This is a genomic window from Pseudomonas sp. 2,4-D, assembly GCF_030418155.1.
Taxonomy (GTDB): Bacteria; Pseudomonadota; Gammaproteobacteria; order Pseudomonadales; family Pseudomonadaceae; genus Aquipseudomonas; species Aquipseudomonas alloputida.
In genome coordinates, this window is sequence record NZ_JAUHUI010000056.1 from 1 (window position 1) to 20,263 (window position 20,263).

The 20,263-nt window shown below is 61.6% G+C and carries 21 protein-coding genes; 4 read left to right on the forward strand and 17 right to left on the reverse strand.

What is annotated here, in order from left to right; translation table 11 throughout:
- Positions 1-167: 167 nt before the first annotated feature.
- The 14 genes from QYE47_RS25150 to QYE47_RS25215 all read right to left on the reverse strand — a co-directional run bounded on the left by QYE47_RS25150 (position 168) and on the right by QYE47_RS25215 (position 14,017).
- Positions 168-1,730, reverse strand: coding sequence for a flagellar hook-associated protein 3 (locus tag QYE47_RS25150; RefSeq protein WP_014590126.1), 1,563 nt, complete (start codon positions 1,728-1,730; stop codon positions 168-170).
- A gap of 13 nt (positions 1,731-1,743) precedes the next feature.
- Positions 1,744-3,786, reverse strand: a complete 2,043-nt coding sequence (gene flgK, locus QYE47_RS25155; protein ID WP_014590125.1) for a flagellar hook-associated protein FlgK — start codon at positions 3,784-3,786, stop codon at positions 1,744-1,746.
- A 12-nt stretch (positions 3,787-3,798) separates the two neighbouring features.
- Complete coding sequence (gene flgJ, locus QYE47_RS25160; protein WP_014590124.1) at positions 3,799-4,953, reverse strand: flagellar assembly peptidoglycan hydrolase FlgJ; 1,155 nt, start codon at positions 4,951-4,953, stop codon at positions 3,799-3,801.
- An 11-nt stretch (positions 4,954-4,964) separates the two neighbouring features.
- Positions 4,965-6,080 (reverse strand): flagellar basal body P-ring protein FlgI, encoded by a 1,116-nt coding sequence (locus QYE47_RS25165; RefSeq protein ID WP_003254458.1) that lies wholly within the window; start codon positions 6,078-6,080, stop codon positions 4,965-4,967.
- A gap of 6 nt (positions 6,081-6,086) precedes the next feature.
- Positions 6,087-6,782: a flagellar basal body L-ring protein FlgH gene (gene flgH / locus QYE47_RS25170; RefSeq protein ID WP_003254461.1), complete on the reverse strand. Its 696-nt coding sequence runs from the start codon at positions 6,780-6,782 to the stop codon at positions 6,087-6,089.
- Between the two features lie 36 nt (positions 6,783-6,818).
- Entirely contained in the window at positions 6,819-7,604 is a 786-nt protein-coding gene (gene flgG / locus QYE47_RS25175; protein WP_003254462.1) for a flagellar basal-body rod protein FlgG, read from the reverse strand.
- A 47-nt stretch (positions 7,605-7,651) separates the two neighbouring features.
- Complete coding sequence (flgF, locus tag QYE47_RS25180) at positions 7,652-8,392, reverse strand: flagellar basal-body rod protein FlgF (RefSeq protein WP_014590123.1); 741 nt, start codon at positions 8,390-8,392, stop codon at positions 7,652-7,654.
- Positions 8,393-8,552: 160 nt separating this feature from the next.
- Positions 8,553-8,744 (reverse strand): hypothetical protein, encoded by a 192-nt coding sequence (locus QYE47_RS25185; RefSeq protein ID WP_003254464.1) that lies wholly within the window; start codon positions 8,742-8,744, stop codon positions 8,553-8,555.
- 71 nt (positions 8,745-8,815) lie between these two features.
- Positions 8,816-10,138 (reverse strand): flagellar hook protein FlgE, encoded by a 1,323-nt coding sequence (gene flgE / locus QYE47_RS25190; protein WP_014590122.1) that lies wholly within the window; start codon positions 10,136-10,138, stop codon positions 8,816-8,818.
- 28 nt (positions 10,139-10,166) lie between these two features.
- Entirely contained in the window at positions 10,167-10,868 is a 702-nt protein-coding gene (gene flgD / locus QYE47_RS25195) for a flagellar hook assembly protein FlgD (RefSeq protein WP_014590121.1), read from the reverse strand.
- Positions 10,869-10,880: 12 nt separating this feature from the next.
- On the reverse strand, positions 10,881-11,324 hold the full coding sequence (flgC, locus tag QYE47_RS25200) for a flagellar basal body rod protein FlgC (protein WP_003254469.1): 444 nt from the start codon (positions 11,322-11,324) through the stop codon (positions 10,881-10,883).
- A 2-nt stretch (positions 11,325-11,326) separates the two neighbouring features.
- Positions 11,327-11,737, reverse strand: a complete 411-nt coding sequence (flgB, locus tag QYE47_RS25205; RefSeq protein WP_012051595.1) for a flagellar basal body rod protein FlgB — start codon at positions 11,735-11,737, stop codon at positions 11,327-11,329.
- Positions 11,738-12,207: 470 nt separating this feature from the next.
- Complete coding sequence (cheR, locus tag QYE47_RS25210) at positions 12,208-13,035, reverse strand: protein-glutamate O-methyltransferase CheR (protein ID WP_004575768.1); 828 nt, start codon at positions 13,033-13,035, stop codon at positions 12,208-12,210.
- Positions 13,036-13,087: 52 nt separating this feature from the next.
- The gene (locus QYE47_RS25215) at positions 13,088-14,017 is read right to left on the reverse strand and encodes a chemotaxis protein CheV (RefSeq protein ID WP_010955104.1); all 930 of its coding nucleotides are present in this window, start codon (positions 14,015-14,017) and stop codon (positions 13,088-13,090) included.
- A 77-nt stretch (positions 14,018-14,094) separates the two neighbouring features.
- Between QYE47_RS25215 and flgA the strand changes: the two genes are divergently transcribed.
- The 4 genes from flgA (at position 14,095) to QYE47_RS25235 (ending at position 16,666) form a co-directional block, all read left to right on the forward strand.
- Positions 14,095-14,847, forward strand: coding sequence for a flagellar basal body P-ring formation chaperone FlgA (gene flgA, locus QYE47_RS25220; protein ID WP_041166865.1), 753 nt, complete (start codon positions 14,095-14,097; stop codon positions 14,845-14,847).
- Between the two features lie 164 nt (positions 14,848-15,011).
- Positions 15,012-15,326 (forward strand): flagellar biosynthesis anti-sigma factor FlgM, encoded by a 315-nt coding sequence (gene flgM, locus QYE47_RS25225; RefSeq protein WP_003254479.1) that lies wholly within the window; start codon positions 15,012-15,014, stop codon positions 15,324-15,326.
- 49 nt (positions 15,327-15,375) lie between these two features.
- Positions 15,376-15,843, forward strand: coding sequence for a flagella synthesis protein FlgN (locus QYE47_RS25230; RefSeq protein WP_010955106.1), 468 nt, complete (start codon positions 15,376-15,378; stop codon positions 15,841-15,843).
- A 79-nt stretch (positions 15,844-15,922) separates the two neighbouring features.
- Positions 15,923-16,666: a flagellar brake protein gene (locus QYE47_RS25235; protein WP_012051591.1), complete on the forward strand. Its 744-nt coding sequence runs from the start codon at positions 15,923-15,925 to the stop codon at positions 16,664-16,666.
- Between the two features lie 93 nt (positions 16,667-16,759).
- Here QYE47_RS25235 and QYE47_RS25240 read toward each other — a convergent pair whose 3' ends face one another.
- The 3 genes from QYE47_RS25240 to bkdR all read right to left on the reverse strand — a co-directional run bounded on the left by QYE47_RS25240 (position 16,760) and on the right by bkdR (position 20,217).
- Positions 16,760-18,100 (reverse strand): MFS transporter, encoded by a 1,341-nt coding sequence (locus QYE47_RS25240; RefSeq protein ID WP_014590118.1) that lies wholly within the window; start codon positions 18,098-18,100, stop codon positions 16,760-16,762.
- Positions 18,101-18,233: 133 nt separating this feature from the next.
- On the reverse strand, positions 18,234-19,475 hold the full coding sequence (locus tag QYE47_RS25245) for a glutamine synthetase family protein (protein WP_167665923.1): 1,242 nt from the start codon (positions 19,473-19,475) through the stop codon (positions 18,234-18,236).
- 256 nt (positions 19,476-19,731) lie between these two features.
- Positions 19,732-20,217, reverse strand: coding sequence for a Bkd operon transcriptional regulator BkdR (bkdR, locus tag QYE47_RS25250; RefSeq protein ID WP_003254485.1), 486 nt, complete (start codon positions 20,215-20,217; stop codon positions 19,732-19,734).
- Positions 20,218-20,263: the final 46 nt, after the last annotated feature.

Here is a 20,263-nt window from a genome sequence, read left to right on the forward strand (position 1 = left end):
CTCAATGGCCTGAGCCCTGTGGAATACAGGGCTCAGGCTGCAGCTTAAAACTGTCCAACTTTTGGGGGGCAGTCCAAATACGCCACCTTCAGGAGAGAGGAGGACCTGTGGGAGCGGCCTTGTGTCGCGACAGGGCTGCACAGCAGCCCCAGGAACAGGCACGCAGATCAGAGCTTGTTGAACAGGCTCAGCTGGGAAATACGCGAGAAGGCCAGCTGCGAGGCCTCCAGCATGGCCTGCTGCAAGGTCAGAGTGATGGCCGCCTGCGACATGTCGGTGTTGCCGATGGCGTTCTGGGTGGTCTTGTTGGCCAGCCCCAGGCTGGTGTTCTCCTGGCGTTGAATCTCAAGCGAGTTGCCGCGAGCACCGATCGAACCACGGGTGATATCGACCTGCTCACGGGCACTGGCCAGGTTTGCAATGGCCGAGGCCGCCGCATCTTTCAGCGCATTCGCCGCGCCAGCACCGGTCACCGGCGTTTCCAGTGCCGCCCGCAGTTGGCTGAGGGTTTCCAGCACGTTCTGGTTCTGGTGGGTATTGGCCGTGACCGCAAACTGGTCGCCTGCCTCCGGCGAACCGGACACCTGGTAGGTCACCCCGGCCACCGTCAACGACGGCGCCGTAAAGGTACCTTTGGCGACCGGCTTGCTGTCGGCCGTCAGCGGCTGGGCATAGAACTCGTAAGCACCCGGCCCCGTGAACTTGATCACCGCACCATCACTGGGGAACGTGCTGCGATAGGCGGCCTCATCAGTCACACTACTGCTGGTGACCTGGGCGCTGGAGGTGTTGCTGCCATTTCGGGTGGTATTGAACGAATCCGGGCGTGCTTCCAGAGAGAACTCGCGCCCGCCCACGGCGGCGTCGGCATCGGCACCCTCCTCCAAGGTAACGGTTATTTCGAACTCCACGCCACGCAGGGCAATCTTGTTGGCACCTTCGGTTTTGCTGTCGAAGGTACCGTTGGTGGGCGTTTCCGAGGTGATGTCATTACCGTTGGCGTCAGTGATGGTGTACTGCGTCGCGCTGGTGAAGGTCAGCTTGTAGGGCTGGCCTGCCGTGAAACTGTTGTTGTAGGTGGTGCTCGAGGCCAGCAGACCAGACGACACCCCGACCACGCTATCGTCAGTCGCCGGCACCAGCAGGGTCGACTGGGTGCGGCTCTTGTTGCTGGCCGAGTCGAAGATGCTGAAACCGGTGTCGTTGGTGGCCAGGCTCAGGGTATCGGATACCTGCAGGCTCAGCTGGGTCTGGTCGCCGTGGTAGCTATAGGTGCCATCGGAGTTACGCACATAGGGCGGCGTGGTGCTCTTGGAGCCTCCGAACATGTAGTCGCCGTTGGCATCGCGCGAGTTGAGCAGGCCAAAGATGTTGGCCTCGATCTCTTTCAGCTCGGTGCCGATGGCCACGCGGTCAGAATCGGTCACCCCGGCGCCACCGGCACGGATCGCCAACTCGCTGGCGCGCTGCATGGCCTCGTTGATGGTGGAGAGCACGCTCTCCTCCTGCAACAGCGAGTTGCTCACGGTGTTGATGTTGCCGCTGTACTGGTCCAGCAACGATTGCTGCTGTTGCAGCAGCAGCAGTCGCGCAGCACCGACCGGGTCATCGGCTGCGGTCTGGATACGGATACCCGACGTCACCTGGTCGTTGGTCTTGTTCATGCTGGAGAAGTTCTTGGAGTAGCTACTGGCGCTGGCCTCATAGAACTGAGCAGTGGAAATACGCACGATAGTCTTCTCCTTACAAAGCGTTGATCAGGGTGCTGAAGGTTTCTTGCGCCGCCTTGATGATCTGCGAGGACGCCGTGTAGTAATGCTGGAACTTGACCAGGCTGGCCGCTTCGTCATCCAGGTTGACCCCGGACACCGCGCTGCGGCTTTCGCTGGCGGACTTGAGCACCGCCTCGGTCGCGGTGCTGTCGATGGACGCCTGGTTCGCCTTGGCACCCACGCGCTCGACCAGCGAGGCGTAGGCCGAAGTGAAGCTGGTACCGCCACCGGAACCGGTATTCACCGTCGACTTGGTCTGCAGGTCGAGCAGCGCCGTTGCGTTGCGGTTATCGGCCTTGCCGTCGGCATTGAACGACAGGGTAAAACTGTCATTGGCCGCAGGGCTGCCGCCGATGGTGGTCTCGACGGCGAACGTGCGCGGGTTGCCGCTGCCATCCAGAATCGGGTCGCCGGCCGCATCGAGCATCGGCACGGTCACCGACAGTTTGTTGTCGGTACCTGGCACCACGCTGCCGGTACCAATCTGGGTACCCTTGGCATCGAACAGCTTGTAGCCCTGGGAGCCACCGCTGGCAGCGTCGAACACCACGCGCACAGGCATCGAATCGCGAATCGACTGCTGGATCAGCGCGGTATCGGCACCGCCGTAGATGTCCAGCGACTCGCCCAGGGTCGGCTGGGTGATGGTGCCAGTACCGCTGTTGCCACTGCCCGAGGTAGCGCTGATGGGCCCGGCGAAGGCCAGCTTGTTGGCATCGGTCAAGGTCGTGGTAATGCTCCCGGCAGCTGCACGGGTAGGGATGACCTTGAAGCTGTCGCCGGCCGCCAGGCCGCCGCCTTTCAACGCCAGGCTGAAACCATCGATCACCGGTGCCGGGTCGGCATTCAGGTCGAAGCTGCCCATGTCGGTGCCGTCCGAGCGGCGCACACTGTACTGGTTGGCGCTGGTGAACTTCACCTCGTAGTCGTAGGTGGTCAACGCACCGCTGTTGGCGATGGTGACATCCAGATTGCCGGAGCCGGCACTGTTGTTCGACGAGGCCAGGCTGCGCTGGGCAATGGCAGTGGCGCTGTTGATGCTGGAGAACAGCGAGCTGCCGAACTGGCCGTTGGCATCCAGGCCCTGACCCAGCTGGCTATTGATGCTGTCGGCGACGACCAGGGCAACGCGACCAAGCTCGTTCATCGACGGCGTCAGCACGTCCTGGCGATAACGCAACAGGCCGCCAATGGCGCCCCCGGACACCACCGAGGTCACGTCCGAGCTGAACGAGTCATAGTTGATGCGCAGGGCAACCTGGCTCTTGTCGGCCACACCCGGCTCCACCGACAAGGTGTTGGCCTTGGTTCCGGTGACCAGCGATTGGCCACTGCCCAGGTACACGTCGTAGTTGCCATCACGCTCCTGCACCGTCACCCCTACCAGCTCGTTGAGCTGGCGCACGGCTTCGCTGCGCGCATCCAGCAGGCTGTTGGGGGTGTTGCCGGAGGCGCTGGCCGCGGTGATCTGCTTGTTGTACTCGGCAATGTTGGCGGTGAGCTTGTTCACCTGGCCGGCCATGGTGTCGAGCTGGGAGTTGATCGTGGCGTTCTGCTGGGTCAGCTGGGTGCTCACCGCGTTGAAACGGTTGCTCAGGGTTTGCGCCTGGGTCAGCAGCAACTGACGCGAGGCAACGTCACCCGGCTTCGCCGCTGCAGTCTGCAGCGCCGAAAAGAAGGCGGTAAGGACCGAGCTGATACCGGTGTCACGGTCAGCCAGCAGCTTGTCGACGCTGGTGATCTGATCCTGGAACGTCAGCGAGTCTGCCTGCAACGAGGTGGCCGTCTGCAGCTGGTTGTCCAGGTAGGAGCTGTAGATGCGACGCACATCCGCCAGCGTGGTCCCGGTACCCAGAAACCCTGCGCCTATGTTGTGCGAAGGCCCCGCCGCCTGAACCGTCTGCTGGCGCGAGTAGCCACTGGTCGCGGCGTTGGCGATGTTGTTACTGGTTACCGACAAGGCCGCCTGGCTGGCACTCAGGCCACTCAGGCCGATGGAAATCAGGCTCGACATGATTTAGTCCTTTTATAAGTTCGTGGTACTGCCAGCCATGGCGTATTGCGGGGTTGACTGCATTTGCTGGGCGATGCTGATGATTTTCTTCGCATAGCCCGGGTCGGTCGCATAACCTGCTTTTTGCAGCTCTCTTGCAAACTGCTCAGGGTTATCGGCCGCATCCAGCGCACCTTGATAGCGAGCATTGCTCTGCAGCAAGGTAACGAGATCGTGGAAGCTGTCCTGGTAGGAGTCGTAGCTGCGGAACGCCGCGGTTTCCTTGACGAACTGGCCATCGCGGAATTCGCTGGTGATCGCCCGCGCCTGCTCGCCTTGCCAGCTGCCGGTGGCTTTGATGCCGAACAGGTTGTGGCTGCTGCTGCCGTCGCTGTTGCGCATCACCGACTTGCCCCAACCGGTTTCCAGCGCGGCCTGGGCCACCAGGTAGCGTGGGTCGACACCAATGCGCCGGGCGGCCTGTTCGGCCATTGGCAGCATGGTGGCGACGAAGGCGTCGCTGTCGCTGAAAGCCTTGTTCGGCGCCAGCGGTGGCTGGGCCACGGCACGGCCGACAATGCGCAGGCCGTTGTCCGGCACGGCGAAGGCCTTGGCGACTGGCTGACCGTCACGGGCAGGCACGGCGGCGTTATTGGCAGTTTCCGCCGACGGCACGATACCGGCCAACAGGCGGTCGGTGAGTTTGCTGGGCAGGGCCAGGCGCCGCGCGTTGAGTGCAGCAACGTCATTGCGCGTAGCGGACGAGGCCATGGCATGTGCTGGCTCCGCCACCTTGTTGCCCCACAATGCCGGGCCACCGCTATCGACGCGCGGGAACGGGCTGGTATTGGCCGTTGCACTGCGGCCCTTTGTCAGCTGGCGCACCAGTACGTCCTGCAAGCCGATGCCGCCACCTTCGCGGGACATGCTCACGGCCAACTGCTGGTCGTACATGTCACGGTACTGCTTGACCGTTTCGGTGTTCATCGGGTTGTCGTCGGCCAGCACGTCACTGGCCTTGCGCGAGGCCTTGAGCATTTCGCTGATGAACAGCGACTCGAATTCCTGGGCCACCTTACGCACATTGGCTTCGCTGTCGCGGTCGCCGTGCTTGAGGGCACTCAGGCGGTTGAGGTCGGTATAGGCGCCGCTGTCGGCACTACCGGATACCTGGCTTTTGATATTCATCCGCGCCGTCCTCAGATCACGATCAGGTCGGCCTGCAAGGCGCCGGCCTGCTTCAAGGCTTCGAGGATTGCCATCAGGTCGCCGGGCGCTGCGCCCACCTGGTTCACCGCGCGGACGATTTCATCCAGCGTGGTGCCCGGGCCGAACTTGAACATCGGCTTGGCTTCCTGCTCGGCATTGACCCGCGAGCGTGGCACCACGGCAGTCTGGCCATTGGAGAAGGCCCCCGGCTGGCTGACGATCGGGTCTTCGGTGATGGTCACGGTCAGGCTGCCGTGGGTGACCGCCGCCGGCGACACCTTGACGTTCTGGCCGATGACGATGGTGCCGGTACGCGAATTGATGATGACTTTGGCCACCGCCTGGCCCGGGTCGATTTCGAGGTTTTCGAGGATCGACAGATAATCCACGCGCTGGCTTGGGTCCATTGGCGCACTGACTCGCACCGAACCACCATCCACGGCCTGGGCCACGCCAGGGCCGAGCAGGTCGTTGACCTTGTCCACGATGCGCTTGGCGGTCGTGAAGTCGGGGCGGTTGAGGTTCAAGGTCAGGGTATTGCCCTGGTTGAAGCCGCTCGGCACCGCACGCTCGACACTGGCACCACCCGGAATACGACCGGCCGACGGCACGTTGACAGTGATCTTCGAGCCGTCACGACCTTCGGCATCAAAGCCGCCCACGACCAGGTTGCCCTGGGCAATGGCGTAGACATTGCCGTCGATACCCTTGAGCGGGGTCATCAACAGGCTGCCGCCGCGCAGGCTCTTCGAGTTACCGATCGACGACACGGTGATGTCCACCACCTGGCCCGGCTTGGCGAACGGTGGCAGGTCGGCATGCACCGACACTGCGGCAACGTTCTTCAGCTGCACGTTGCCGGAACCGGCCGGCACCTTGATGCCGAACTGCGACAGCATGTTGTTGAAAGTTTGCAGGGTGAACGGCGTCTGGGTGGTCTGGTCACCCGTGCCATTGAGGCCCACCACCAGGCCGTAACCAATCAACTGGTTGGAACGTACGCCAGAAATGCTGGCAATGTCCTTCAGGCGCTCGGCCTGGGCAGCGAAGGCGCAGGACAAAAGCAGGGTTGTGGCAATCAGCTGCCTCACGTTGAACATGGTCATCCGTACTCAGAAAGGCCAAAGCGGGCTGATGAAGAAGCGGTCCAGCCACCCGGGCTGGCTGGCATCGGCGAACGAACCGGTGCCGGAGTAGGTGATGCGCGCGTCGGCCACACGGGTGGACGGCACGGTGTTGTCGGTGGCGATATCGTCAGCGCGAACCATGCCGGCAATGCGCACCAGCTCTTCGCCGGTGTTCAGGGTCAGCCACTTCTCGCCGCGCACGGCGATGATGCCGTTGGGCAGCACCTCGGCCACGGTGACGGTGATCGAACCGGTCAGCGTGTTGCCCTGGGTGGCCTTGCTGTCGCCCTTGGTCGCGCGATCGCCGCTATAACCGGCCTCCAGCGAAAGGTCGCCGCCACCGAACGGATTATTGGTGTTGGGCGTGCTACCAAACAGCGAAGTCAGGCCGATGTCGGTCTTGCTGGTCTTGGCGATCTGCGAGCCCGCGTTCTTGCTGGCGGACGTGCGCTCATTGAGCGTGATGGTGATGATGTCACCCACCCGGAACGCCTTGCGGTCGCTGTACAGGTTCTGCTCGAAACCGGCCTGGTAGATCGAACCGTTGTTGGCCGCTGCCGGCAACGGGGTGCGCGGCAACACCGGCGCATAGTACGGGTCGTTGGGCTTGGGCGTCGGTGCGACGCAACCTGCCAGCAACACCGCCCCCCCCAGGGCGAAAACGGACAACAGACGATTCATGACACTTACCTCACGGGCGCAGCTGAGTGACAGGGCTTAGAGCTGTTGAGTAACGAACGACAGCATCTGGTCGGCCGTGGAAATGACTTTGGAGTTCATCTCGTAGGCACGCTGAGTGGTGATCATGTTCACCAGCTCTTCCACGGTGCTGACGTTGGAGTTCTCCAGCGTCTGCTGCAAGGTGGTGCCAAAACCGTTCAGGCCTGGGGTGCCGACCTGCGGTGCGCCACTGGCGGCGGTCTCGAGGAACAGGTTGTCACCGATCGCCTGCAGGCCGGCCGGGTTGATGAAGTCGGCGGTCTGGATGTTGCCGATCACCTGTGCAGCCGGGTTGCCGGCGGTGGTGATCGACACGGTGCCGTCCTGGCCTACGGTGAAGGTCTGGGCGTCGTTAGGCACGACAATGGCAGGTTCCAGGGCGTAGCCGTTGGCGGTGACGATCTGGCCATCGGAGTTCAGGTGGAAGGTGCCGTCACGGGTGTACGACACGGTGCCGTCCGGCTGCAGAACCTGGAAGAAACCGCGACCGTTGACTGCCATGTCCAACGGGTTTTCGGTGGTTTGCAGGCTGCCGGCGACGAAGCTTTTCTGGGTGCCCACGATACGCACACCGGTACCGACCTGCAGGCCCGAGGGCAGCTCGCTGTCCTGGGTCGACTGGGCACCAGGCTGGCGCTTGATCTGGTAGAGCAGGTCTGCGAATTCGGCGCGATCACGCTTGAAGCCGGTGGTCGAGACGTTGGCCAGGTTGTTGGAAATGACCGTCAGGTTGGTGTCCTGAGCGGACAGGCCGGTTTTAGCGACCCAAAGAGCCGGAAGCATGTGAGTTCTCCTCGTGCGCCTGTTTTACGGCACCCGTTCAAAAGTGATTAGCCGATTTGCAAAACCCGAGCCATGGCTTCGTCGCCTTCCTTGGCCGTATTCATCATCTTGACGTGCAGTTCGAACTGGCGGGACAGCGCCAGCACCGAGGTCATTTCCTCGACAGCGTTGACATTGCTGCCTTCCAGGAAGCCAGCCACCACCCGCACGTTGACGTCGGCATCGGCCGGCTGGCCGGAAGTGGTATGGATCAGACCGTCCAGGCCCTTCGTCAGGCCTTTGGTGTCCGGGTTGACCAGCTTGATGCGGTCGACCTCGGCCATCACCCGCGGGTCTTCACCCATGGAGCGGATGCTGATGGTGCCGTCGGCACCCACTTCCACTTTCTGCTCCGGCGGGATGGCGATCGGGCCACCGTTGCCGATCACCGGCATGCCATTGCCGGCACGCAGCACACCGAGGGCATCGATGTTCAGACTACCGGTACGCACATAGGCTTCGCTGCCATCCGGCGCCTGCACGGCGACAAAGCCTTTGCCGGTCACCGCGACGTCAAGGTCGCGGCCAGTTTCGACCAACGGGCCTTCACTGAAGTCGGTGGCCGGGCGCTCGGTCATGGCGAAGGCGCGCGCCGGAAAGCTGTCACCGAACACCGGCATCGAACGGGCCTGCTCCAGGTCGCGCTGAAAACCGTTGGTGGAAATGTTCGCCAGGTTGTTGGCGTGGGCCTTCTGCGCCAGCGCGTTCTGGCTGGCGCCGGTCATGGCCACATAAAGCAACTTGTCCACAGTTTCTCCTCTGCGCGTAGCTGCCGCGCTGTCACTGGGCAGGTTCCAAGCAATAATTGAACCAAGTCTGAAACACCCGGTTTACGGGGCTTTCAGCGCGGCAAGGGGCAATAACCGTCAGTTTGTCGGCGGATGTTTGCCGCCTGCGGCAAGGGCTTGCTTAATGGGCGCGGCAGGCGGCGTTGTTGTAGGGACCAGAGTGGCGCACCCAGCCTTTGCCCGGGTTGTGGGCCGAACACAGGTAGCGGCCGGTGACCAGGCTTTGCCATTGATAGAACGGGGCGGGGGCAGCGGGGGCCGGCAGAACCAGCACCAGCAAGGGGAACAAGGCCAGTAACGACAGCCGCTTCATTCGCGTGAACCTTCACATTCTTGGGGCCGCTTTGCGGCCCCAATTACAAACACCCAAAGCAAAAACAATCATCAGGTCATCTGAATGATGGTCTGCATGATGGTGCTTTCAGTGGAAATGGTCTTGGCATTGGCCTGGTAGTTGCTCTGCGCCTTGATCAGGTTGACCAGTTCGCCGGTCAGGTCGACGTTGGAGTCTTCCAGGGCACCACCGGAAATCTGGCCGAGGGTACCGGTGTCCGGAGCGCCGATCACCGGCACGCCCGAGGCGTAGGACTCTTTCCAGTTTGTACCGCCAATCGGCGTCAAGCCCTGCAGGTTGGCGAAGTTGGCAATCGCCACCTGGCCGATCACCTTGTCCTTGCCGTTGGTGAAGCTGGCAAACAGGTAGCCGTTCTGGTCGATGCTCAGCCCCGACAACTCACCGGTGGCGAAGCCATCCTGGGTTTTGGCGATTTCTGCGGACGACGCGTTGTATTGGGTGGCACCCAGCATGTCCAGCTTCACACCGTCCGCGTTGGCGATGGCGCCATTGGCCGACCACTCTCCAGCGGCGTTCTTCTGCGCCGGGATCCAGTCGTTGAGCTGGAAGATCTTGTCTTCGCCAATGCTCAGGCCGCCCGCGACATCACCCGCAGTCATTGCATCCTTGTCCAGCGTACCATCGGACTTGAACGGCACGGCGTTGACCAGCGGCGTGGTGGAAGCCGGATTGGCCGGGTTGCGGCCATCGATAGTGGTGTGCATGGACCAGGTATTGGTCGCGTCGTCCTTGATGAAGTACTGATTCATCTGGTGTTCATTACCCTGGCTGTCGTACACCGGGGTATTGAACGTGAAGTTGTAGGAACTGGCATTGGTGGGATCGAAGGGCGTCACCGACGGGGAGGTCGCGGCCGAGTTCAGGTTGATCTTCTCGGTGATGAGGCTGGTCGGCTTCGGCGTCAGGTTGGAAGTATCGATCTGCAGGTCAGTCAGGATGCCCTGGATGATCTTGCCATCCTCGCCGACCGCATAACCCTGCAGGTTGGCACCCGAAGCATTCACCACATAACCGGCCTTGTCGCTGTAGAAAGCGCCCGCACGGGTGTAGATCTTCGAGCCGTTATCGTTCAGGGCAAAGAAGCCGTTGCCATCGATAGCCATGTCCAGCGCCTGGCCGGTGGCGTTGATATTGCCTGGCGTGAACAGCTGCGAAACCGCGGCAGTCTTTACCCCGGTGCCGATCACGGTCTTGCCTGCGCTGGTGCCGCGAATGGAGTTGGAGTACTGGTCGGCGAACTCGGCACGCGACGACTTGAAGCCAGTGGTGGCAACGTTGGCAATGTTGTTGCCGGTAACGTTCAGGGCCTTGTTTGCTGCATAGAGGCCGCTAAGGCCGATATTGAAAGACATGTGTAACTCCTGTCGTTTTGCTCAGGCCCTAGATGCCGATGCTTTGAATTTTGGAAAGCGCAACACTGCCCAGCCCGGCCAGGTTGAGCGTCATCTCCGAACCGTTGCTACCCATGGTCACACTGGTAACCGAGGCCGGCAGGTTGGTGGTCATGGCCGTGGCCTTGCCATCGATCGAGGCGGTGGCCTTGAAGGTGTAGGTCCCGGCGGCCGCGACTTCACCGTCATCGTTCAGGCCATCCCAGGTAAAGTCGATGCTGCCAGCCTTCTGGGTACCGAGCTCGATGGTGCGCACCAGCTTGTCGTCCTTGTCGTAGATCCCCACCGAGGTGGAGGTACTGGACGACGTCAGGTTGACCGAGCCCTTCATGTCCTTGCTGGTATCGACCACAGCCTTATCGGTCTGGACAATGACGTTGCGCCCGACCAGCGAGGAGGCCTGCAAGGCCTGGGAAGATTGCAGCCCAGCCGCGATGTAGGTCACTGCGTCGTTCAGCGACTGCATGCTTTCCAGGCTGCTGAACTGCGCCAACTGGGCTACGAACTCGCCGTTTTCCTGCGGGTCGAGCGGGTTCTGGTTCTGCATCTGGGTGACCAGCAACTGCAGGAACGCGTCCTTGCCCAACGCGCTGCCGGCGGCGCCGGTAGAGCTGTCAGTCTTGGACGTCTGCTTCTGCAGCGAGGTCAGGTATGCGCTACCGACGTCTGTAGTGGAATTGGTGGTGGTCATGTCGGCTTCCTATCACTGCCCCAGGGTCAGCACTTTCTGCATCATGTTCTTGGCCGTGTTCATCAGTTCAGCGTTGGTCTGAAACGCGCGGCTGGCGGAGATCATGTCAGCCATCTCCTCGACCACATTGACGTTCGGGTAGTAGACGTAGCCGTCCTTGTTCGCCGCCGGGTGGTTCGGCTCGTAGCGTGCTTCCAGAGTGCTCTGGTCTTCGACGATGCCTTTTACCTGCACGCCCTGCCCTGCCTCGCCCTGGTCTTCGAACAGCGACTGGCTGCTGCCGGCCTGCGCATTCTGGAAGGTGGTGGCGAACACCGGGTGGCGGGCGCGGTACGTCTGGTCGATGCTCGAAGACACGGTCTCGGCGTTGGCGATGTTGGACGCCACGGTGTTCAGACGCGTGTTCTGTGCGCTCATGCCGCTACCGGCAATATTGAAGACACTGGAAAGGGACATGGTCATTCTCCCCGCAGGGCGGAAACCAGCCCTTTGAATTTACTGTTGAGCAAGGTGAAGCTGGCCTGGAAGCCAATCGCGTTTTCCGTGTAGTTCGATTGCTCGATCTGCGCATCCACGGTGTTCTGGTCGATCGACGGCTGCAGCGGCGTGCGGTACTTGAGGGTATCGTCAGCCGCGATGGCGAGGCCTTCGGCTTCGATGTGCCGGCTGTTGGTACGGTCCATGGCGAAGCGGCCGCCTTGCTGCTTGCTGGTCTCGGCGGCGAGCACCGAAGAAAAATCCATGTCACGCGCCTTGTAATTGGGCGTGTCGGCGTTGGCGATATTGTTGGCCAACACCTCGGCACGCTGGGCGCGGAAGCCCAGGGCCTTTTCGTGGATACCAAGCGCCTTGTCGAAACTGATGCTCATGTCGGGGAAACCTTCAGAGGTTGACCGGAATTTCGTTGAGCAAGGTATAGCAAGGGCTGTGCCAACCACTGGAAAGCCCGTATTTATGGGGTTTTGCAGCGCAGTACTGTCAGATTGATGCCAGAAAAGCGGCAAAGGCCTTCCGCCTGAGGTGACAAAAGCGGCAATTGATGGGCGGCAAAAGCGGCAAACCAAAAAATTGACGTCAGTGTTTTCCTGTGCGGGCCTCTTCGCGGGTGAACCCGCTCCTACGGCGGGCTGTGTCCAACCTCCGAGGTGTGTCCACCACCAATCTGTGTAGGAGCGGGTTCACCCGCGAATACGGTGGCGGCGACAACGCTGAACGGCGGGTGGAGATTGGCCAGCAGGGCCGGCCTCTTCGCGGGTAAACCCGCTCCTACGGGAATCTCGGCAGGAACAGCGGATAGGCAAACAAAAAGGCCGGCATCTCTCGATACCGGCCTTCGTGCTTACTTGGCCTGGTAGATGATCCCCGGGCTGCACTGCACCATCTGGTAATGGTCCGGCAAGCCGTTCAGCGCTTCCGAGGCGCCGAGGAACAGGTAGCCACCTGGCTTGAGGGTACTGTGAATGCGCAGCAGGATGTCCTTCTTCACCTGCGCCGAGAAATAGATCAGCACATTGCGGCAGAACACGATGTCGAACTTGCCCAGACTGGCATAGCTGTCGAGCAGGTTGAACGAGCGGAATTCGACACGGCTGCGAATCGCTGGCTTGACCGCCCAACGCCCCGGACCCTTGGGGTCGAAGTAGCGCTGCAGGCGTTCCTGGGACAGGCCGCGGGCAATCGCCAGGCTGTCGTATTCGCCGGTTTTGCAGTTGGTCAGCATGGTGCCGGAGAGATCGGTGGCGACGATCTGCGCCCCCATCTTCAACTGGCCGAGGTTGCTGCGCTCGAACTCGTCGATCGCCATTGAAATGGAATACGGCTCCTGCCCCGACGAACAGGCCGCCGACCACATGCGCAGGCGCTGGCCGGGGTTGTTGCGGATGAACTCGGGGATCACCTTGTTCTTCAACACCTCGAAGGGGTAGGTGTCGCGAAACCACAGGGTCTCGTTGGTGGTCATGGCATCGACCACCTGCTCGCGCAAACCGCCGCGCGGCTGGGCCTGAATGCGCTGCACCAGCTCACCCAGGCTCTTGATGCCCTGTTGTTCCATCAGCTTGTTGAGACGGCTGGAAACCAGGTACTGCTTATTCTCGCCCAGCAGGATGCCACAGGCTTTCTCCAGGAAGACCCGGAACTGTTCGAAATCCAAATTACCCGTAGACACTACTGCCGCCTCTTTTCAATCACTGGTGCCGGAGGGCATGCCCCCGGCTGCTTCAATGCGCTGCCTTGATCCGGTCGACCACCCGCTGGGCCAGGTCGTCCGGCTTGAACTTGGCCAGGAAGTCATCGGCACCGACCTTCTTGACCATTGCCTGGTTGAACACCCCGGAAAGCGAAGTATGCAGGCAGATGTGCAATTTTTGCATGCGCGGATCGCTGCGAATCTCTGCGGTTAGCGTATAACCGTCCATTTCCGGCATTTCAATGTCCGAGATCATCATCAGGAACTCTTCTTCCGGCTTTTTGCCCTCATCCACCAGCTGACGCAGGTAGTTCAGCGCCTGACGGCCATCATTGAGCGCCACCACCTCGACCCCTACGGTCTGCAGGCAACGGCTGACCTGTTTGCGCGCAACCGACGAGTCGTCGACGGTCAGCACCCGCATCAACACCGCCTTGTCCTGCACTTCGGCATCGATCACACCGGCCGATACCGACTCGGACGACGGCGACACTTCGGCCAGCACCTTCTCCACGTCGATGATCTCGACCATGCGGTTGTCCACCCGGGTGACCGCAGTGAGGTAGTGATCACGGCCGGTACCCTTGGGTGGCGGATGGATCTCTTCCCAGTTCATGTTGACGATGCGCTCCACCGAATGCACCAGGAAGCCTTGGGTCTTGGTGTTGTACTCGGTGATGATCACGAAGCTGTTGCGTGTATCTTCCTGCAACGGCCGCAACCCGGTGGCCATCGACAAGTCGAGGATCGGGATGGTCGCCCCGCGAATATTGGCAACGCCACGCACCACAGGGTGCGCCTTGGGCAGCAGGGTCAGCGCAGGGCATTGCAGTACTTCCCTGACCTTGAACACATTGATGCCGTAAAGCTGTTCGCCATTGAGGCGGAACAGCAGCAATTCCAGGCGATTCTGCCCCACCAGCTGCGTGCGCTGGTTGACCGAATCCATAACACCCGCCATGCCAGACTCCTTAACGTTTCAGCCTTTCGTTGCAACTCAGGTAGCGAGTCGGCACGGGCTTTGCTTTTTTGAGTGTCATGCACACGAAAACGACATTTTCCCGACGATTGACACGCCTGCTGACTGGCCCGCTGGCCACGCTGTGCCTGCTGATGCCCGGCGCTCGCACAGTGGCGAACGCGTTCACCTTGCCTGAACAGCTTATCGGTGTCACCCAAGGGTTTCTTGAATTCACCGTTGAAGATTATCTGTCCACTACCCAGACTGCCGGCCGCTATGAAATCCAGGTCAACCCGCTGGACCCACGCCTGCGCATGCCGTTGTGCAGCCAGCAGCTGGACGCCTCACTGGAAAGCCCGGCCCAGCCGCTGGGCCGGGTGACGGTACGGATACGCTGCAACGGCGCAGCACCGTGGACGGTATTCGTGCCGGCCACCGTGCGACTTTTCCGCGACGTGGTGGTGGTAACCCGCCCGCTCAAGCGCGACAACACGGTCGGCGAAGGTGACGTGGCCCTGCGCGAGCGCGATGTCGGCACCCTGGGCCAGGGCTTTCTGACCGAGCTGGACCAGGCGGTGGGCATGAAGATGCTGCGCCCCACGGTGATCGACCAGGTGCTCACCCCGCAACACCTGGAACAGGCCGAGGTGGTGCGCAAGGGTGACCAGGTGGTGATCATTGCCCGCAGTGGCAGCCTGAGTGTGCGCATGCCGGGCGAAGCCCTGAGCAAGGGCGGCCTGAGCGAGCAGATCCGGGTACGCAACCTCAATTCCAAACGCGTGGTCAAGGCCAGGGTGACCGGCCCGGGCCAGGTCGAGGTCAGTATGTAGGCCAGCCACCAGATTGCGCTGGCAGTGAGGAACCGCTTTTCCTAAACTGAGTCAGAACATGGGTTCGCGGGCTTGCCGACAGGCGGCAATGCATTTGTGCCTAAAGTTTATATCGGGTTGGCCGAAAACAAGGCAAGCGTCCAAATACCCAGAGGTTTCTGATCATGGTCATCGACTTCAGTCGTTTGAATAACTCTCCGTCCGTCACGGGCGGCGTGCGCGGCAACACCGCGTCCGGCAGCGCCGAAAAACCGGCAGCCAGCCAGGAAGCGGTGAAAGACACCAGCGCCAGCGGAGAGGCGGTACACCTCAGCCAAGAGGCACAGCAGTTGCAGAAAATCAGCGACAAGCTGCGCGACGAGCCAGTAGTCAACAGCGCCCGTGTGGCCCAGTTGAAGCAGGCGATCGCCGACGGCAGCTACCAGGTCGATGCCGGCCGGGTCGCCAGCAAACTGCTTGATTTCGAAGCCCAGCGCTGACCGTACGGCGCGCTGACTTCACGGACGCCAGAAAAGCCAAGAGTTAGCCATGCACGACACCACCTTGCTGCAACTGATCGAAGATGACATTGCCCCGATGCAGGAATTGCTCGACCTTCTGCACAAGGAAGCAATCGCCCTGCATGGCCGCGACATGCCGCTGCTGGAGCAAATCCTGGCGCGCAAGCAGTCGTTGATCATCTTGCTCGAGCAGCATGGTCAGCGCCGCAGCCAATTGCTCGGCAGCCTGGGCCTGAGTGCCGACCGCACCGGTGTGCAGGCTGTAGCCGCGCAGTCACCTCATGGTGATGTGATGCTGCAGCGGCTCGACATGTTGTCGCAACTGATGGACGACTGCCAGCAGGTCAACCAGACCAATGGCCGGATCATCCAGGTTCAGCAACACGTCACCAACAACCAGATCCGTATCCTTCAGGGCGGCGATTCGCCTTCGCTCTACGATAGCCGTGGCAGCACCTCGCCGCTGGCCAAACCGCGCGCGCTCAGCCAAGTGTGATTTTTCTATCAAGGCACAGAACATAGTGGCAAAATGCCGTTACTTGCGTGTGTCGCTTTTGCCTGGAGAACGATAAGCTGTGTTCAATGAATCCGATGCCCCGCAACCACCCAAGGTGTTGAGCACCCCCTTGGAGATTGCGGCCAACTTGCGGCAGCTGCAGGAAAGCCACGACCCCCTGATCATCACCTTCCACGACCGCAGCCAGCGCTTCCAGAGCTATGTGGTACACGTGGACCGCGAAAGCAACACCCTCGCACTGGATGAGATGATCCCCCGTGACGGCGAGAAATTCATCGAGAACGGCGAGCACTTCCGTGTCGAAGGTTTCCACGATGGTGTACGCATCGCCTGGGAATGCGATCACGCGCTTAAAATCAGCGAAGTCGACGGCCACCGCTGCTACAGCGGCGCCCTGCCGCAAGAGATGACCTACCACCAGCGCCGCAACGCCTTCCGCGCCGCGCTGAAGCTATCGCAGCTGGTCGACATCATCCTTGACGGTGCTCACCTCAAGGGCAACGGCGCCATGCGAGGCAAGCTGCTGGATATCTCGGCCACCGGCTGCAAACTGCGCTTCGAAGGCAATGTCGAAGACCGCTTGCAACTGGGCCAGGTGTATGAGCGTTTCAAGGCGGGCAACCCACTGGGCCTGGTGGACACCATGGTCGAGCTGCGTCATCTGCACTATGAAGAGCGCATCAACACTACCTTTGCCGGCGTGCGCTTCCACAACCTGAGCGGGCAGGCTCAACGCAAGATCGAGAGTTTCGTGTACCAGCTGCAGCGTGAGGCGCGGCGGTTCGACAAGGACGATTATTGATCGTCGGTCGGTAAAACAGAAAACGCCACCTGCTGAGGTGGCGTTTTCATTTGTGTTTCTGCTGGGCTGGCCTCTTCGCGGGTAAACCCGCTCCTACAGCGACTTGCTGACCTCTTCAGGTTCAGGCGCCTGTTGCTGCGCACCCTTCTCTTCATCCTCGGTATCTTCAGCCGCCACCGGCGCCTGCATCACGTCCTGCACAGTCTGCTCATCCACCCGCGGGTCCAGCGCCGCCGACAACGGCGAGCCGGCCGCCGGCATCGCCACGTGGCCCAGCGGCGCATCCTGTACCTGATGCAGGCCGGTAACCGCTTTCGGCCGAATGCGCCAGACCAGCACCAAGGCAAAGAATACGAAGAAGGCATACAGCATCTGCGCGCCCAGCACTTTCATCAGAACCCCTGCCGCCAGCGGACCGACGCATGCACCCACACCGTAGGTCACCAACAGCATCGCCGTCAGCGATACCCGGCGCTCGCTTTCCACGTGGTCATTGGAAAAGGCAACCGCCAGCGGGTACAGGCAAAACTGCAGCAACGAGATCAGGAAGCCGATACCGAACAGCAACTCCAGCGGCACAGTGGGCAGTATTGCCAATGGCGCAGCCGCCAGCGCCAGCCCCACTGCCACACTCCGAATCAGCACCGCCCGGTCATAACGGTCAGACAACCAGCCCAGCGGCCACTGCACCAGTAGGCCGGCAAAAATGCAGCTACCCATGAACAGACCGATCTGCTCGGTACTCATCCCCTGGCTTGACGCATATAAAGGCGCCAGACCGTAGAACGAGCCGACAATCAGCCCCGAGCCCAAAACCGTACTGAGCGACTGCGGCACGCGCTTGATGAAGAACTTCGGCTCCATCGGTGCCGGGCGCAGGGGCGCCGGGTGAATACGCCGGGTCATCGCCACGGGCACCAGGCACAGGGCAAAGCACATTGCCACCAGCATCAGCAACTCAGGGCCGAGCTGCGGGTGCACCACCAGAATCAACTGGCCAAGCACCAGCCCCAGGTACGAGGCAATCATGTAGCCGCTGAACACCGCGCCCCGGTGCTTCACATCGGCTTGCTCATTGAGCCAGCTCTCGATGACCATGTATTGGCACATCATCCCCAGGCCGACGATCACGCGCAGCCCGACCCAGGCCGGCAGCCAGCTGGTCAGGCCATGGCCGAGCACCGCAGCGCCGACGATACCGGCACAGGTAGCATAGGCGCGTATGTGCCCTACCCTTCCGATCAGCCGGTGGCCAACCTTGCCGCCAACCGCCAGACCAAAGTAGTTGGCCGCCATCAACGCACCCACCCACAGGCTGTCGACGTGGTCGGCAGCCAGGCGCAGGGCCAGGTAGGTGCTGAGCAGGCCCGAGCCGATCAACATCATCAGCGCGGCGAAATACAACGACTGAAACGGCTTCCATACATTTCGCATACGTCCCGTGGAGCTCCCTGGTCAGGTGGCAGTTTTGGGTGCTAGCAGCATAAAGGCAAAAACCGCCTGGCGCAGGCCCCCCCGACAGCTATTTGGCACTGCGGGGGCGTGCCCGGTGCAGGTTGTGTCGCGCTCAGGCCTGTGCCGCCAGGACCCGGCGCTCCCACGGCGTGATCTCGTCGAAAAAATCGCTCAGCTCAAGGGTCTTGCTGGCAATGTAGCCTTCGATGAACTCGCTGCCGAACAGTTCCCGCGCCAGCGTGCTGCGCTTGAGCCTTTCAAGGGCCGCGTGCAGCGTGCACGGCAGGCTCAGGTGTTCGGGTACTTCGAATTCGCCCTGGATGGCTGGCGATGGCTGCAAGCGCTGCTCGATGCCATGCAGCCCGGCGGCCAGGCTGGCAGCAATGGCCAGGTACGGGTTGGCATCGGCGCCAGGCAGGCGGTTTTCCACCCGTCGCGCGACCGGCGCACTGGCCGGAATGCGCAAGCCAGCGGCGCGATTGTCCTCGGACCAGCACGCATTGTTCGGCGAGGCATAGGGGTGGCACAGGCGCTGGTAGGAATTGACGTTGGGCGCGAACAGGGCGGTGAAGTCGGCCATGCACGCCTGCAACCCGCCGATGAAATGGTGGAAGGTGTCTGTCGGCAGGCCTTGCTCGTCACTGAACACGTTACGCCCGCTGCCGACCTCGACCAGGCTCTGGTGAATGTGCATGGAACTGCCGGGCGTACGCGCCAGCGGCTTGGCCATGCAGACCACGGTCAGCCCGTGCTTGAGCGCCACTTCCTTTAGCAGGTGCTTGAACAGGAAGGTCTGGTCGGCCAACAGCAGCGGGTCGCCGTGCAGCAGGTTGATCTCGAACTGGCTGACACCCATTTCGTGCATGAAGGTGTCACGTGGCAGGCCGAGTGCGGCCATGCAGTGGTACACCTCCTTGAAGAACGGGCGCAGGCCGTTGTTGGAACTGACACTGAACGCCGAATGGCCCAGCTCGCGGCGGCCATCGCTGCCTACAGGCGGCAGGAACGGTTGCTGCGGGTCGGTGTTGGGGGCAAAGACGAAGAACTCCAGCTCGGTTGCCACTACCGGCGCCAGGCCCAGTGCCGCATAGCGGGCTATCACGGCCTTCAGCTGGCCCCGGGTGGACAATGCCGAGGGCCGGCCATCCAGCTCGTTGGCATCGCAGATGGCCAAGGCGCGGCCGTCATCGCTCCAGGGCAGGCGGTGGACCTGACCGGGTTCGGCCACCAGTGCCAGGTCGCCGTCATCACTGCCGTAGAATTTCGCCGCTGGGTAGCCGCCCATGATGCACTGCAGCAGCACACCCCGGGCCATCTGCAGGCGACGGCCTTCGAGGAAGCCGTCGGCGGTCATCACCTTGCCGCGCGGGACGCCGTTGAGGTCGGGGGTGACGCATTCGATTTCATCGATGCCCTGGAGCTGAGCAGTGCTCATGACGCTTGTCCTTGTTGTTGTAGGCTGACAACAACATAGGCTGCGGGTGTTTAAAATATCAAGCAGCCTATATAGGTGCCTGTGTCGACCTCTTCGCGGGTGAACCCGCGCCTACGGGTGGGTGCGATCCTTGTAGGAGCGGGTTCACCCGCGAAGAGGCCGGCACAGGCCACCCCTACTCCCGCAAGGTCATGCCATTGGCCGGCAACGGCAACGCCGTCTTGTAGCGCACCTGCTTCAGGGCAAAACTTGAACGAATATTGGCCACGCCCGGCAAGCGCGTCAGGTAATCGAGAAACCGCTCCAGCGCCTGGATGCTCGGCAGCAGCACCCGCAACAGGTAATCCGGGTCCCCGGTCATCAGGTAGCACTCCATCACCTCGGGCCGCTCGGCGATCTCTTCTTCAAAGCGGTGCAACGACTGCTCCACCTGTTTTTCCAGGCTGACATGGATAAACACATTCACATCCAGCCCCAGCACCTCAGGCGACAGCAAGGTCACCTGCTGGCGGATCACTCCCAGCTCTTCCATGGCCCGCACCCGGTTGAAACAAGGCGTGGGCGACAGATTCACCGAGCGTGCCAGCTCGGCATTGGTGATGCGGGCGTTCTCTTGCAGGCTGTTGAGAATGCCGATATCAGTACGATCGAGTTTGCGCATAAGACAAAATCACCGGTTTTTTGTGTTTATGCGGAATGTTTATCTG